The following is a 14,069-nucleotide window of genomic DNA, read 5'->3' as shown; positions in this document are numbered from 1 at the left end:
GGTCGGTCGTTCTGCCCCAATCAGCGCGCGCGGCGGCGGGCGGACAGGCCGCGATGCTCGGCGCAGCCCTCCAGGAAGCCGTGGATGACCTGATGGAACTCCGGCTCGTCCAGCAGGAAGGCGTCGTGGCCCTTGTCGGTCTCGATCTCCACGAAGCTGACATTCGCGGCGACGGCGTTCAGCGCATGCACGATGGCCCGCGATTCCGCGGTCGGGAACAGCCAGTCGCTGGAGAAGCTGGCAAGGCAGAAACGCACCGGCGTCGTCCTGCCGCCCGGCCGGAAGGCGTTGGCCAGCGTACCCCCGGCATCGGCGGCGAGGTCGAAGTAGTCCATCGCCCGCGTGATGTAGAGGTAGGAGTTGGCGTCGAACCGCTCGACGAAGGCCGCACCCTGGTAGCGCAGGTAGCTTTCCACCTGGAAATCGGCGTCGAAGCCGTAGGTGACCGCCTTGCGGTCCTGCAGGTTGCGGCCGAACTTGCGATGCAGCGCCGCTTCCGACAGGTAGGTGATGTGCGCCGCCATGCGGGCGACGGCCAGACCGGCCTCCGGCTTGGTGCCCTCCAGCAGGTAGTTGCCACCGCGCCAGTTCGGATCGGCCATGATCGCCTGGCGCCCGACCTCGTGGAAGGCGATGTTCTGCGCCGAATGGCGGGCGGCGGTGGCGATGGGAACCGCGGCGAACACCGAGTCGGGATAGGCCACCGCCCATTGCAGCACCTGCATGCCGCCCATCGAGCCGCCGATGACGCAGAACAGCTTCTCGATGCCCAGATGCTCGACCAGCAGCTTCTGCGCCCGCACCATGTCGCCAATGGTGACCACGGGGAAGGACAGGCCATAGGGCTGGCCGGTGGCGGGATCGATGTCCTTCGGCCCGGTGCTGCCCAGGCAGCCGCCCAGAACGTTGGAGCAGATGACGAAATAGCGGTCGGTGTCCACCGGCTTGCCGGGGCCGACCAGCATCTCCCACCAGCCGGGCTTGCCGGTGACGGGATGCTTCTCCACCACGAAATGGTCGCCGGTCAGGGCGTGGCAGATGAAGATCGCGTTGGATTTGTCGGCGTTCAGCGTGCCGTAGGTCTGGTAGGCGATCTGGAAGCCGCCGATCTCCACCCCGCTGTCCAGCCGCATCGGACGGTCCACCGCCAGACGCACGCGCTTGCCCGGCATGAGCGGGCTGTCGGCGACCGCGGGGGTGACCATGGGCGGCTGCTGCGCGGTGGGGGGCGCGGACATGTCGTTTCGTGCCTTAAGAGCGGGTCTTGCCTTCGGAAATCCGGCCTCTTGCAAGCCTTGCGGCGCCTTGGCGGAAACCCTCGGTGAGCTGTGGCGGAACGGGAGGGTATAGCTACGAAGCCGGGCTCAAGAGTGTCAATGTTTTCTTTGATTTCGCAGCGCATGCGGACTACTACTAACCGGCTTTGCTTTCGATGGTTTTGTGACCCATGGCCCCCGCCCGGACCCCGCTCGACGATTTGCGCCGCGAGATCGACCAGATCGACGACGCGATCCATGACCTGCTGATGCGCCGTGCCGCCGTGGTGGAACGCATCGGGGCCGCGAAGGGCAATGGCGCGGCGGAAAACGGCACGCAGCCGATCATTCTGCGCCCGGCGCGGGAGGCGACGATCCTGCGGCGCCTGATCGCCCGCCATGCCGGAACCTTCCCGGCCCAGGTCGTCGTCCGCATCTGGCGGGAGATGATCACCGCCTTCACCCGCATGCAGGGGCCCTTCGCCGTCGCCGTCTACGCGCCGGAGGATCGCCGCGGCTTCTGGGACGTCGCCCGCGACCATTTCGGCGGATTCGTGCCGATGACCGCCGTCAACACCCCGGCCGCCGCGCTCCGCGCCGTGTCGGAGGGGACGGCCACCGTCGCCGTGGTGCCCTATCCGGCCGACGACGATTCGGATCCCTGGTGGCGTTTCCTGGTGTCGGCCGATGCCGGCCGGCCCCAGGTGGTAGCGCGGCTGCCCTTCGGCGGGCGCGGCAATGCCCGCGGCGAGAACCGCGACGCGCTCGCCATCGCCGCCGTGCCCCACGAGCCGACCGGCGACGACCGCACGCTGCTGAGCATCGAGATCGGCGGCGACCTCAGCCGCGGCCGGCTGAAGGACATGCTGGAGGCCTGCGGCCTGCCGCCGGTCAGTTTCTGCACCTGGCATCCGGCCGGCCACGCCATCGGGATGAGCGGCGGCGGACCATCGGTCCATCTGGTCGAGGTGTCGGACTTCGTCGGTCAGGCCGACCCCCGGCTCGCCATGCTGCTGGAACGGTCGGGCGACATCCCGGTGCGGGTCAACGTCGTCGGCGGCTATGCCGTGCCGCTCGCTCTGGGCTGATGCGCGCGAATGGGGCGAGCCGGCAGGCTGGCTCCTGTCATATCCTGCATCGCCGTGTCCTGAAACTGAACACCGGCGCCGGGACTGTTCCAAACCGTTCCAAACGTTCCAACAACGCCCATCCAATCTGTCGGAAGGTAAGCAGACCATGACCCAGCCGAACGGCCCGCAGCCGCGTCCGGGGATTCTCGACATCGCCGCCTATGTCGGCGGCGAGCATCAGGGTCATATCCGCCTCGCCTCCAACGAAGGCGCGCTGGGGCCGAGCCCGAAGGCGATGGAAGCCTATTCGGCGGCGGCTGGGACCCTGCACCGCTATCCGGACGGTGCCTCGGCGGCGCTGCGTGGCGCCATCGCCAAGCGCTTCAACCTGGATGCCGACCGCATCGTCTGCGGCGCCGGGTCGGACGAGATCATCAGCCTGCTGATCCGCTCCTATGCCGGGCCGGGCGACGAGGTGCTGTATTCGCAATACGGCTTCCTGATGTACCCGATCGGCGCCAAGTCGGTCGGTGCCACCCCGGTGACCGCGCCGGAGGACGGGCTGACCGCCAGTGTCGACAACCTGCTGGCCCGCGTTACCCCGCGCACCCGTCTGGTCTTCCTCGCCAACCCGAACAACCCGACCGGCACCTATCTGCCGGCGTCGGAGGTGGCGCGGCTGCATGCCGGCCTGCCGCCCGACGTCATCCTGGTCATCGACGCGGCCTATGCCGAATACATGAACAAGGACGACTACACCGCCGGCGAGGAGCTGGTGGAGAAGTTCCCGAACGTGGTGATGACCCGCACCTTCTCGAAGATCTTCGCCCTGGGTTCGCTGCGCATCGGCTGGTGCTACGGTCCCGCGGCCATCGTCGACGTGCTCAACCGCGTGCGCGGTCCCTTCAACGTGTCGAACGCCGCCCATGTCGCCGGCATCGCCGCGGTGGAAGATGCCGAGTTCCTCGACCGCTCCCGCCGCCACAACGAACAATGGCGCGAGTGGTTCTCCGCCACCGTGCGGGAGCTGGGCCTGACGGTGCATCCCAGCGTCACCAACTTCGTGCTGGTCGATTTCAAGGGCCAGCCCGCCGGCAAGGACGACGCCGAGGCCGCCCGCCAGTTCCTGAAGACCCGCGGCATCCTGGTCCGCCAGATGCCGTCCTACGGCCTGCCGAGCTGCCTGCGCGTCACCATCGGCACCGAGCAGGAAATGCGCGCGGTGGCCGACGCGCTGCGGGACTTTTTGAAGGGGTAAGGGGCTTAAGGTCTGGGAAAATCCCCCTCTCCCCGGGGTGAGAGGGGATTTATGCCCTGTCTCGCTCTCACCCCCGGTTCAGCAGGAAATCGACCGTCTCCGGCCGGCCCGGCAGATCCAGCCTGGCCTGCACCGGCTCGCAGCGGCTGACGATCCGGCCGCGGCGCAGGACGAACAGGCGGGCGGCGCGGGTGCGGATCGCCTCGACCGGGCCGCCGGCTTGCAGAACCACCAGATCGGCGTTGCAGCCGGGCTCCAGCCCGTAGCCGTCCAGATGCAGCAGGCGGGCCGGGTTGACCGTCACCGCGTCGAAGGCGGCCTTGATGCCGTCCTGGCCGGTCATCTGGCCGACATGCAGGCCCATATGCGCCACCTCCAGCATGTCGCCGGAGCCCAGCGGATACCAGGGATCCATCACGCAGTCGTGGCCGAAGGCGACCGTCAGGCCGGCGGCCATCAGCTCCGGAACGCGGGTCATGCCGCGGCGCTTCGGATAGGTGTCGTGGCGGCCCTGGATGGTGATGTTGATCAGCGGATTGGCGATCACCCCCAGCCGGGCCTCCGCCATCAGCGGGATCAGCTTGGAGACGTAGTAGTTGTCCATGGAGTGCATGGAGGTCAGGTGCGATCCCGTCACCCGGCCATGCAGACCGAGCCGCTGCGTCTCGTAGGCCAGGGTCTCGACATGGCGGGACATTGGATCGTCGGTCTCGTCGCAATGCATGTCGACCAGCAGGCCGCGCTCCGCCGCGATCTCGCAGAGCAGGCGGACCGAGGCGGCGCCGTCGGCCATGGTGCGCTCGAAATGCGGAATGCCGCCGACCACCTCGACGCCCATGCCCAGCGCGCGCCGCAGCAGCTCCTCGCAGCCCGGCGAACGGAGGACGCCATCCTGCGGGAAGGCGACGAGCTGCAGGTCGAGGTACGGCGCGACGCGCTTCTTCACGTCCAGCAGGGCTTCCACCGCCAGCAGGCGCGGGTCGCAGACATCGACATGGCTGCGCACCGCCAGCAGGCCGCGCCCGACCGCCCAGTCGCAGTAGGCGAGCGCCCGCTCGACGATGGCGTCCTGCACCAGCTGCGGCTTCAGCTCGCCCCACAGGGCGATGCCCTCGAGCAGGGTGCCGCTCTGGTTCACGCGCGGCATGCCGTAGCTCAGCGTGCTGTCCATGTGGAAATGGGGATCGACGAAGGGCGGGCTGACCAGCCGGCCGGTGACGTCGAGCTCCGCGGCCGATTCTCCGGCCAGATTGGCCTCGACCGCGGCGATGCGGCCACCCCGGATGCCGATGTCGATGCCGCTTCGGCCATCCGGCAGGGTGGCGCGGCGCAGGATCAGATCGAACATCAGCGTTCTCCTTTGCGGTACGGAATCATCAGGGCGCGCGGGTAGGAGGCCCGGCGGGCCACCAGAACCAACGCCAGGATGCTCAACAGATAGGGCATCATCAGGAACAGCTGGTAGGGCAGGACGCCGCCGCTCGCCTGCTGCAGCCGCAGTTGCAGCGCATCGAAGACGGCGAACAGCAGGGCTCCCAGCATCGCCTTGCCCGGCCGCCAGGAGGCGAAGACCACCAGCGCGATGCAGATCCAGCCGCGCCCATTCACCATGTTGAAGAAGAAGGCGTTGAAGGCCGACAGCGTCAGGAAGGCGCCGGCCAGCGCCATCAGCGCGCTGCCCGCCATCACCGCGCCGACGCGGATGGCGGTGACGTTCAGCCCCTGCGCCTCCGCCGCGGCCGGATTCTCGCCGACCATCCGCACTGCCAGCCCGACCGGCGTGCGGTACAGCACATAGGCGACCACCGCCACCAGCAGGAAGGCGAGGTAGGTCAGCGGCGTCTGGGCCAGGGCACCGGGCAGGGCCAGCGGCTGGAACGGCTCGATGGTCGGCGGGGTGCTGGCCTGCGGCAGGACGAGGCGGTAGACGAAATAGGAAAGACTGGTGCCCAGCAGGGTGACGCCGATGCCGGTCACATGCTGGGACAGGCCGAGCGGCACGGTCAGCGCCGCATGAAGCAGGCCGAGCAGCGCGCCGCAGGCGGCTGCCACCAGCACGCCGGTCCACAGATCGGCCCCCTGGTAGACCGCCATCCAGCCGGCCATGGCGCCCAGCGTCATGATGCCCTCAATGCCGAGATTCAGCACGCCGGCCCGCTCGCACAGCAGCTCGCCCAGCGTGCCCAGCACATAGGGGGTGGCGATGCGCAAAACCGCGGTCCAGAAGGCGGCCGACAGCAGGATGTCGAGGATGATCGACAGGAAATCCATGACCCCTTACCCCCGCCGCAGCCGGTAGCGCGCCAGCAGCCCGGCGACCAGCATGCACAAGAGGCTGGCGGCGACCAGGACGTCGGCGATGTAGTTGGGAACCGGCATGGCGCGGCTCATGGCGTCGGCGCCGACGAAGATGCCTGCGATGAACAGCGCCGCCCCCACCACGCCGATCGGATGCAACTGCGCCAGCATGGCGACGACGATGCCGCTGTAGCCGAAGCCCGGCGACAGGTCGAGCGTCAGGTAGCCCTTCAGGCCGCAGACCTCCGCCGCTCCGGCCAACCCGGCGAGACCGCCCGACAGCAGGGCGGTGCGCAGCATGATCCGCGTCACCGGCATGCCGGCGAAGGCGGCGGCGCGCGGGTTGGCGCCGACGGCGCGGTTCTCGTAGCCCCAGATGGTCCGGGTATCGACCAGCCACAGCAAAACCGACAGGCCGAGCGCGATGGTCAGCCCGGCATGCAGGCGGGTTCGCTCCACCAGCTTTGGCAGTTCCGCCGCCTCGGCGACCGGCGCCGACTGCGGCCAGCCCATGCCCATCGGGTCTTTCAAGGGGCCTTCCAGCAGCATCGACACCAGCAGCAGAACGACGAAGTTCAGCAGCAGTGTCGTCACCACCTCGTCCACGCCGAAGCGGACCTTCAGCATGGCGGGGCCGAGCAGCGTAACGCCGCCCGCCGCCATGCCGGCGATCATCACCACCGGGATCAGCGCCCAGGCCGGCAGGTCGAGCATGCCGCCGCCGACCACCACGGCGGCGAGAGCGCCCATGTAGAGCTGCCCCTCCGCCCCGATGTTCCACAGCTTGGCGCGGAAGGCGACGGCGGCGGCGAGGCCGGTCAGGATCAGCGGAGTGGCGCGGGTCAGCGTCTCGGTCAATGCGAAGCGGGAGCCGACGGCCCCCTCGAACAGCAGGCCATAGGCGCGCAGCACCGGGGCGCCGGTCCAGGCGACCAGCAGGGCGCAGAGCGCCAGCGCCGCGACCACGGCGCCCACCGGCGCCAGCAGCCGCAGGGCGAGCGGGGTATCGGTGCGCGGTTCAAGCCGCATCGCCATGCTCCAATTGGGTCTCCGGCAGAATATCGCGCAGGATGTCCCAGTGCCCGGCCATTAGCAGGCCAAGCTGGCTGACCGACACCCGGTCATGCGGCAGCAGCGGGGTGAGGCGCCCGTGATAGGCGACGGTGACGCAATCGGCCAGCGCCAGGATCTCGTCCAGATCCTCGGAGATCAGCAGGACACCGGCTCCGGCGGAGCGGGCGTCGAGCAGCCGGCTGTGGACGTAGGAGACCGCACCGATGTCGAGCCCGCGCGTCGGCTGGCTCGCCAGGATCAGGTCCGGCCCATGGGCCAGCGTGCGGCCCAGGATCAGCTTCTGCATGTTGCCGCCCGACAGCAGCTGTGTCCGGGCATCGGGGCCGGGGCAGCGGACGTCGAACTCCTCGATCACCTTGCGGGCGTAGCTCCGCGCCGCCCCCCGTCGCAGCACGCCGAAGCGGGAGAAGGCGTGGTCGTGATAGCGCTCGGCGATCAGGTTCTCCCACACCGCCATGGCGCCGACCAGACCGGCGCTGTGCCGGTCCTCCGGGATGCGGGCGACGCCGCGCCGAACCATGTCGGCCGGGTCGCCATGCTCCACCACGCTGCCTTTCAGCGACAGCCGGCCGGAGTCGGGACGGATCAGGCCGCTGACCAGTTCGGCCAGCGCGGTCTGGCCGTTGCCGGACACGCCGGCGATGCCGACCACCTGATGGCGCCGCACGGTCAGATCGACACCGTCCAGCAGCGGGCGGCCATGGTCCGAGGCGACGGTGACGCCGGCCAGTTCCAGCACCGGCTCGCCGGGGCTGAGCGGGGTGGGGGCCGGCGGCTTGACGCTGCGGCCGACCATCAACTCGGCCAGCTTGGCGCGGTCGGTGGAGGCGGTGGCGTGGGTGGCGACCAGCTTGCCGGCGCGCAGCACGGCGACGGTGTCGCTGGCGGCGAAAACCTCGTTCATCTTGTGGCTGATGAAGACGACGGCCAGCCCGTCGGCGGTCAGCTTGCGCAGGGTCTCGAACAGCCCTGCCGATTCCTGCGGCGTCAGCACCGCGGTCGGCTCGTCCAGGATCAGGATGCGGGCGTCGCGGTAGAGTGCCTTCAGGATCTCCGCCCGCTGGCGCTCGCCGACCGACAGGTCGCCGACCAGCGCGTCCGGCCGAACCTCCAGCCCGAAGCGTTGGGAGAGGTCAAGCAACCGGCGGCGGGCGGCGCTCCGGTCGGAGCGCCAGCGCCACAGCGATTCGGTCCCCACCGCGATGTTGTCCAGAACCGACAGGTTGTCCGCCAGGGTGAAATGCTGGTGGACCATGCCGATGCCGGCCTCCAGCGCCGCGCGGGGCGAGCCCGGCGGCAGGGGGCGGCCGAACGCCTCGATGGTCCCCTCGTCGGCCACGTAATGGCCAAAGAGGATGTTCATCAGGGTGGTCTTGCCGGCGCCATTCTCGCCCAACAGGGCCAGCACCTCGCCGGCGCGCAGCGTCAGCGAGATGTCGTCGTTGGCCAGCAGCGGACCGAACCGTTTGGAAATGCCGGCGAGCCGGAGGACGACCTCCGGCCCGCCTTTCAAGGGTGATGACATTGCAGATACGCCGGGCGTCACATCGTCGACTTCGGCTCGGCGTCGTTGACCTTCACGGTGAACTTGCCGTCGCGGATCTGCTGCTCGCGCTCCTTCACCTTCGCCTTGATGGCGTCGGGGACCTTCGCCTCGAAGGTGCCCAGCGGCGCGAGGCTGGAGCCCTTGTGGGCCATCATGCTGTAGGGGCCGTAATCCTCGGCCTTGTAGCTGCCGGCCTTCACCGCGGCGATGGCGCGCTCCACCGACGGCTCCATGTGCCACAGGGCGCTGGCGACGACGGTGTCCGGATACTGCGGCTGGGTGTCGATGACGTTGCCGATGGCCAGAACTTTGCGCTCCTTGGCCGCATCCGACACACCGAAGCGCTCGGCGTACATCACGTCGGCGCCACGATCGATCATGGCGAAGGCGGCTTCCTTGGCCTTCGGCGGGTCGAACCAGGAGCCGATGAAGCTGACGGAGAACTTGACCTGCGGGTTGACCTCCTTGGCGCCCTCCATGAAGGCGTTCATCAGGCGGTTGACCTCGGGGATCGGGTAGCCGCCGACCATGCCGATTACGTTCGACTTGGTCATGCCGCCGGCGACCATGCCGGAGAGATAGGCCGGCTCCTGGATGTAGTTGTCGAAGACCGAGAAGTTCGGCTCCTGCGGCTTGAAGCTGGAGCCCATGACGAAGGCGGTCTTCGGATAGTCCTTGGCGACGGCGCGGGCGGCGCGCTCCACCCCGAACACCTCGCCGAAGACCAGCTGCTGGCCGGCCTCGGCATACTGGCGCATCACGCGCTCATAATCGGTGTTGGCGACCGACTCGGCCCAGACATACTCGATGTCGCCGCGGTCGGCGGCGGCCTTCAGCGCGACATGGATGCGGCTGACCCATTGCTGTTCGATCGGAACGGTGTAGATGCCGGCGACCTTCAGCTTGCCTTGCGCGAATGCCGGCAGGGAGCCGCCGGCCGCCGCCGCGAAGGCGACCGCGGCGACGCCGCACAGCACCGCGCGGCGCGTCATTCCGAATACACCCATGCCCAGATTCCCCATCCCCCGAACCGACATCGTGAATCCCCTTCGTCGCAGAGTCTCGTTGGCCGCGTATGGTTGGCCGCGTTTCGTCAACCGCCCCTCCTCGGCAGCAGGGCCTCGGCAGCAGGGCGGCCGGCCCGCTGAAGCCCATGACTACCCGGGAATGTTACCCCGAATCCATGGGTGCGTGCGTGCCATACATGCAAATGCAACAGAGATGCCAGCGGCCGGGGCCGCCACCCGTCTGCCGGGGGCGACCTTCCGGCCGGTCAGAATGCCGGCATGTGATTGAAAAACAGGCAATACTTCCTGGCCATCCGGTCAGGATCGCGGTGCCTCGCCGCCGTCCCCACGCCGTCCGCTCAAGGTCAGCACTGCAGCGAGCAGCAGGAACACCACGGCCCCTCCGCCCCAGACTCGGACATAGCCGGGCATGCCAAGGCTGGGAACGAGGGCATAGACGGCGGCCAGCGCCGCCCAGACCGCGACGATGGCGAGCATCAGCCGGACTTCGTCGTTCTTCATGGCGGGTCTCCTGCGGTCAATGGCCGTGGCCGCCGCCGATGACGGCGACAGGTAGCGACTGGATCAGCTGGAAGGCGGCGATGGTGAACACATACATGGCCGCCACCAGCGCGGCGATCGACGCGGGGCCGGTCCAGGCGGGTGCGGCGCCGATGCGGTTTTGACCAGCCTTCCAGTCGACCGCCGGCAACTCCATCGCCGACAGCTTGCGGCCGGACAGCAGGGTGCGGACGACACCATAAACGCTGACCGACAGGGCGGCGGCGAACAGGCTGGCGCCGATGCCGACCAGCGCCATCAGGACCGGCCATGCCGCCGGGGCCATGCCGCCATAGCCGACGTCGAACACCCGGCGCGGCACGCCCATGGTGCCGGCCGCAATGCCGGCTGCCGCGAACAGAAGCAGGCCGGCGGTCACAAGGGCCGGCATGCGGGCCAGCAGTGCCGGCCGCCACAGGTGGCCGCCGTTCAGCGCCGGCAGCAGCACCATCAGCGCCGCCAGGAAGGTTTGGGTCAGCACGCCGACGGCGAAGAGATGGAAATAGCCGGGCACGAAGAAGGTGTCGCTCAGCATCGGCGCCAGTTCGCCCTGGATCAGCACGAAGGCGAAGGTGAGGCCGACCATCATGTTGACCACCGCCCAGCCCATGTTCGCCATCGCCGGATTGCCCCAGGGCAGGCCGCGAATCCAGCCAAAGACGCCGGTGGCGCCGTGTGCCCGCGCGCTGGCTTCCAACGACGAGACGATGATGGCGAAGGCCGCCAGCGTCGGGACCGAGACGAACAGCGACAGCAGCGATCCCACCACCCGCACGCCTTCCGACAGGTTGGGCTCAAGGAACATGTGGTAGAGGCTGGTCGGCGGGACGAAGACCAGATAGGCGGCGAAGACGATCTTCGACAGGCGGGCACCGTGGATGGAGGTGACGCCGGTCAGATGCCGGGTCAGCACGTACCAAACCAGCACCGTCGCCATCAGCGGCAGATAGTGCAGGTTGTGAAACAGGATGTGCCATTCGGTGCCGTGGTCGGCCGGGAAAGGCCCGGCGCCGAGCGACCAGAGCAGGCCGGGCAGGAAAGCGTTGGTGGCAGCGATGGCGCTGACGATCAGGAAGCCGGCCCAGGCGAACAGGGCGAAGCCGACGGCGCCGAACTCCTCCGCCTCGCCCCGGCGGCGCGGCTGCAGCAGGGTGGCGATGCCGCTGACGGCGGACGCCGTGAGGCCGGCGGACAGCAGCAGATAGCCGAGCGCGAAGAACCCGACCGAGCGTGGGTCGTCCACCGCCAGTTCCGGGCTGCCGTCATAGAGCAGCGGCGTGCCGGTGTAGGAAATCCACTCGCTGACCGCGAAGCCGGCCAGCATCAGGGCGGCCCCCGCCCAGGCTGCCGGACGGAGGGCAAGGCCCCGGCTGTTCTCCGCCGCGGCCAGCGCCAGCAGAAGCGCCGCCTGGATCAGGTAGAGCCAATAGAAGAACACCGACACGCCGTGCACGGTCAGCAGCCGGTAGGCGTCGTCGGGAAAGAAGGTCAATGCGCCGGCCCGGGCAAGCGCGGTGAGCAGACCGTCGGCAAGTCCGAGGACGAGGGCGAGCAGGGCGGCACCGAACAGCAGGTTCAGCAACGCCTTGTCGGGCCGGGGCAGGGTGCGGATTCGCGCCGTCAGACCGGATCCGGCCATGATCGGGGCGTCGTGTGGAATGGTGTCCATGATCGATCCCCCGTCAGACGATGATGATCCGGCCCTGCATGGCGTCATGCGCTTGGCCGCAATAGACGGTGCAGTAGACGAGATACTCGCCCGGCTTGGTGAAGGTGATCGTCTGCTCGCTGATAATGTTCGGCCGCAGCCGGATGATGCGGCTGGCCGCGCCGAGTTGGATGGAGGCGCCATGGGTGATGTCGTCCGCCATCATACGGAACCGGTAGGCTTGCCCTGCCTTGAGGCGCAGAAGATCGGGGCTGTAGGCGAATTTTTGCGCCATCAGGAAAACCGTCACCGGTTCGGTGGCGGAGCCGTCGTCGTCATGACCCTCATCGGCGTGGCCGCCATGGGGGGCGCCCTGGGAGGCGCCATGTGCGTGGCCGTGCGAACGCGCGCCGCCGTGGGAAGCGGCGTGCGGATCGACGCTGCCGTCCGTCTGCGCATAGGTCCGCAGGAAGGTTTCATGCTCCAGGCGGAAGTCGTCCGCCGTTGGGGCGGCTGCCGCGGCATGGCCGCCATGGCTGTCGCCGTTGCTTCCACCGTGGCCGTGGGCTTCGGGTTCAGGCGTGGCGGACGGTGTGTGGCCGAAGGGGAGGGGGGCGGCGCCATAGGCTGCCCAGGCGCCGTAAAGCGACACGGCGCCGAAGCCCAGTCCGGCGATGAAGCCGCGACGGGTCGTGAAATGCCTCGGATCGGGCATGGAGGAAGTCCTCTGATCGCGTTTGAATGCGCTGGCGGGCACCGCGACCGGCTGACCGGAATGGACAGCGCGGCGCGCGGCCGATCAGAGGCTGGACTTGGGAGGGGGCGTTTCCGGTGCGATTGCGCGCTTGTCCGGCGCATAGTCCGGGCGCTGCGGCCAGGAGGCGTCGGCCCATCGGACCGGCGCGGGGAGCCTGTCCGTCGCCGGGGCTTCGGCCGCCGGGCAGCAGGGGGCGGCCACGGTCAGCGCGGCCTTGTGGGTTCCGTCGCGCGTTTCGCCATGGTGATGGTCGGACGGGCCGGCCTGCATGTCCACATGCGCCATCGCTCCGCCCACCGCGCCGAACAGGAGCGCGAAGGCGAAGAGGAGAACGGCAAGGATGTGGCCCGAACGCTTCATGTCCGCCGCAAAATCGACCGGCCAGGGGCATTCCCCAAGCGATGCCGATCCTAGGTGATCGCGGCAACCCCGCCATTGATCGACATCAAACGATCGGCATCGAGCCATCAGGACCGCCCGCCCTTGCGTGCCTCCCCTCGGCAGCGGTCGGAGCAGTATTTCACCTGCTCCCACACCCGCTCCCATTTTTTCCGCCAGGTGAAAGGACGGTTGCAAACCGGGCAGGTCTTGGTGGGAAGGTCGGCCTTCTTGACGCCCTTCATCGCGCCACCCCCTTCCGCTATGCCGAACCGCTGCCCAGCACCGCGGCCGGGCGGCGCAGCACCGGGTCGAAGGGGTTCAGCTGGCGGCTGATCGCGGCGGATTCGCGCTTCAGGATGTCGACCACCACCGGCAGGCGTTCCTCGTTCAGCCGCTCGCTGATCGTGCCGACGCTGAGCGCCGCCACCGCGTGCCCGTCGCGGTCCAGCACCGGAACGGCAACGCCGGACATGCCCGGCAGCAGGCCGGTCGAACGGCTGGCATAGCCCAAATCCCGCACACGTGCGATTTCCGTGCGCAGATAGACCTCGTCGATGATGCCTACCCCCTGCATGCGCGGCAGGTTGAAGCGGATCACCTCCTCCCGCTCCTCCGCATGGAGGTAGGCGAGGATGGCAAGGCTGCCCTGGCCGACGCCCAAGGTCACCCGCCCGCCGATGTCGCCGGTGAAGGAGCGGATGGGGAAGGGCCCCTCGCTGCGGTCCAGGCACACCGCGTCGAAGCCGCTGCGCACCAGCAGGAAGATGGTGTCGCGCAGGGTCGCCGACAGGCGCAGCAGGATCGGCCGGCAGATGTCGCGCAGGTTGTTGGGGTTGCCCGCCTGCGCCGCCAGACCGAACAGGTCGATGCCCAGGCGGTAGCGCTTGGTCGCCCGGTCCGGCTCCACCATTCCTTCCTCCGCCAGGATCTTCAGCAGGCGGTGGACGGTCGGCGGCGTCAGGTCGAGCGCGCGGGCGATGTCGGTCAGCCGCGCCCCCGTCTCGTTCGACGAGGCCAGCAGCCGCAGGATCGCCAGCCCGCGTTGCAGGCTGGATTTCGCGCCCGTCTCGTCGCTGCCCGCACTGTCGTTGGGCTTGCCGCGGGTATCGGCGCTCATGCTCCGGCTCCGTGTGAAAAACGGTGAATGTTTGTTGCACCATCTATTCCGTATATCGGAAGCTTTTGCAAAATCTTTTCTGCTGACGGAAAAAGC

The 14,069-nt window shown here is 68.7% G+C and carries 14 protein-coding genes; 2 read left to right on the top strand and 12 right to left on the bottom strand.

What is annotated here, in order from left to right:
• Window positions 1-20: 20 nt before the first annotated feature.
• Window positions 21-1,205 (bottom strand): homoserine O-acetyltransferase, encoded by a 1,185-nt coding sequence (locus FZ983_RS16405; RefSeq protein ID WP_188092379.1) that lies wholly within the window; start codon window positions 1,203-1,205, stop codon window positions 21-23.
• A 242-nt stretch (window positions 1,206-1,447) separates the two neighbouring features.
• On the opposite strand from FZ983_RS16405, the gene FZ983_RS16400 reads away from it, so the two are divergent.
• On the top strand, window positions 1,448-2,344 hold the full coding sequence (locus tag FZ983_RS16400) for a chorismate mutase (protein ID WP_149224588.1): 897 nt from the start codon (window positions 1,448-1,450) through the stop codon (window positions 2,342-2,344).
• Between the two features lie 148 nt (window positions 2,345-2,492).
• Window positions 2,493-3,584, top strand: coding sequence for a histidinol-phosphate transaminase (gene hisC, locus FZ983_RS16395; RefSeq protein ID WP_149224587.1), 1,092 nt, complete (start codon window positions 2,493-2,495; stop codon window positions 3,582-3,584).
• A 67-nt stretch (window positions 3,585-3,651) separates the two neighbouring features.
• Here hisC and FZ983_RS16390 read toward each other — a convergent pair whose 3' ends face one another.
• From FZ983_RS16390 to FZ983_RS16345, 11 genes are all read right to left on the bottom strand, one after another.
• Window positions 3,652-4,932, bottom strand: coding sequence for an amidohydrolase family protein (locus FZ983_RS16390; RefSeq protein WP_149224586.1), 1,281 nt, complete (start codon window positions 4,930-4,932; stop codon window positions 3,652-3,654).
• Window positions 4,932-5,855 (bottom strand): ABC transporter permease, encoded by a 924-nt coding sequence (locus tag FZ983_RS16385; protein ID WP_149224585.1) that lies wholly within the window; start codon window positions 5,853-5,855, stop codon window positions 4,932-4,934. The genes FZ983_RS16390 and FZ983_RS16385 overlap by 1 nt, the downstream gene beginning before the upstream one ends.
• A gap of 6 nt (window positions 5,856-5,861) precedes the next feature.
• A complete protein-coding gene (locus FZ983_RS16380; protein WP_348771057.1) occupies window positions 5,862-6,917 on the bottom strand; it encodes an ABC transporter permease in 1,056 nt (351 codons plus the stop codon).
• On the bottom strand, window positions 6,901-8,481 hold the full coding sequence (locus tag FZ983_RS16375; RefSeq protein ID WP_149224584.1) for an ABC transporter ATP-binding protein: 1,581 nt from the start codon (window positions 8,479-8,481) through the stop codon (window positions 6,901-6,903). Before FZ983_RS16375 ends, FZ983_RS16380 begins: the two co-directional genes overlap by 17 nt.
• Window positions 8,482-8,498: 17 nt before the next feature.
• Window positions 8,499-9,509 (bottom strand): BMP family protein, encoded by a 1,011-nt coding sequence (locus tag FZ983_RS16370; RefSeq protein WP_247883789.1) that lies wholly within the window; start codon window positions 9,507-9,509, stop codon window positions 8,499-8,501.
• Window positions 9,510-9,827: 318 nt separating this feature from the next.
• Entirely contained in the window at window positions 9,828-10,031 is a 204-nt protein-coding gene (locus FZ983_RS16365) for a hypothetical protein (RefSeq protein ID WP_149224583.1), read from the bottom strand.
• A 16-nt stretch (window positions 10,032-10,047) separates the two neighbouring features.
• On the bottom strand, window positions 10,048-11,739 hold the full coding sequence (locus FZ983_RS16360) for a cbb3-type cytochrome c oxidase subunit I (protein WP_188092360.1): 1,692 nt from the start codon (window positions 11,737-11,739) through the stop codon (window positions 10,048-10,050).
• Window positions 11,740-11,752: 13 nt separating this feature from the next.
• A complete protein-coding gene (locus FZ983_RS34115; RefSeq protein ID WP_188092359.1) occupies window positions 11,753-12,433 on the bottom strand; it encodes a hypothetical protein in 681 nt (226 codons plus the stop codon).
• 84 nt (window positions 12,434-12,517) lie between these two features.
• A complete protein-coding gene (locus FZ983_RS16355) occupies window positions 12,518-12,835 on the bottom strand; it encodes a hypothetical protein (RefSeq protein WP_149224581.1) in 318 nt (105 codons plus the stop codon).
• A 107-nt stretch (window positions 12,836-12,942) separates the two neighbouring features.
• Window positions 12,943-13,098, bottom strand: coding sequence for a DUF2256 domain-containing protein (locus FZ983_RS16350; RefSeq protein ID WP_149224580.1), 156 nt, complete (start codon window positions 13,096-13,098; stop codon window positions 12,943-12,945).
• A gap of 17 nt (window positions 13,099-13,115) precedes the next feature.
• Complete coding sequence (locus tag FZ983_RS16345; protein WP_188092358.1) at window positions 13,116-13,973, bottom strand: IclR family transcriptional regulator; 858 nt, start codon at window positions 13,971-13,973, stop codon at window positions 13,116-13,118.
• Window positions 13,974-14,069: the final 96 nt, after the last annotated feature.

The sequence above is a fragment of the Azospirillum sp. B21 genome (assembly GCF_008364825.1).
Classification (GTDB): Bacteria; Pseudomonadota; Alphaproteobacteria; order Azospirillales; family Azospirillaceae; genus Azospirillum.
Note: the sequence above shows the minus strand (reverse complement) of the source record. Positions and strands in the feature narration are given on the sequence as shown.

Excerpts from the sequence above, each read along its gene's own strand:
- FZ983_RS16405 (WP_188092379.1), bottom strand. The coding sequence starts at position 1,205 with ATGGTCACCCCCGCGGTCGCCGACAGCCCGCTCATGCCGGGCAAGCGC.
- FZ983_RS16400 (WP_149224588.1), top strand. The coding sequence starts at position 1,448 with ATGGCCCCCGCCCGGACCCCGCTCGACGATTTGCGCCGCGAGATCGAC.
- hisC (WP_149224587.1), top strand. The coding sequence starts at position 2,493 with ATGACCCAGCCGAACGGCCCGCAGCCGCGTCCGGGGATTCTCGACATC.
- FZ983_RS16390 (WP_149224586.1), bottom strand. The coding sequence starts at position 4,932 with ATGTTCGATCTGATCCTGCGCCGCGCCACCCTGCCGGATGGCCGAAGC.
- FZ983_RS16385 (WP_149224585.1), bottom strand. The coding sequence starts at position 5,855 with ATGGATTTCCTGTCGATCATCCTCGACATCCTGCTGTCGGCCGCCTTC.
- FZ983_RS16380 (WP_348771057.1), bottom strand. The coding sequence starts at position 6,917 with ATGGCGATGCGGCTTGAACCGCGCACCGATACCCCGCTCGCCCTGCGG.
- FZ983_RS16375 (WP_149224584.1), bottom strand. The coding sequence starts at position 8,481 with ATGTCATCACCCTTGAAAGGCGGGCCGGAGGTCGTCCTCCGGCTCGCC.
- FZ983_RS16370 (WP_247883789.1), bottom strand. The coding sequence starts at position 9,509 with ATGGGTGTATTCGGAATGACGCGCCGCGCGGTGCTGTGCGGCGTCGCC.
- FZ983_RS16365 (WP_149224583.1), bottom strand. The coding sequence starts at position 10,031 with ATGAAGAACGACGAAGTCCGGCTGATGCTCGCCATCGTCGCGGTCTGG.
- FZ983_RS16360 (WP_188092360.1), bottom strand. The coding sequence starts at position 11,739 with ATGGACACCATTCCACACGACGCCCCGATCATGGCCGGATCCGGTCTG.
- FZ983_RS34115 (WP_188092359.1), bottom strand. The coding sequence starts at position 12,433 with ATGCCCGATCCGAGGCATTTCACGACCCGTCGCGGCTTCATCGCCGGA.
- FZ983_RS16355 (WP_149224581.1), bottom strand. The coding sequence starts at position 12,835 with ATGAAGCGTTCGGGCCACATCCTTGCCGTTCTCCTCTTCGCCTTCGCG.
- FZ983_RS16350 (WP_149224580.1), bottom strand. The coding sequence starts at position 13,098 with ATGAAGGGCGTCAAGAAGGCCGACCTTCCCACCAAGACCTGCCCGGTT.
- FZ983_RS16345 (WP_188092358.1), bottom strand. The coding sequence starts at position 13,973 with ATGAGCGCCGATACCCGCGGCAAGCCCAACGACAGTGCGGGCAGCGAC.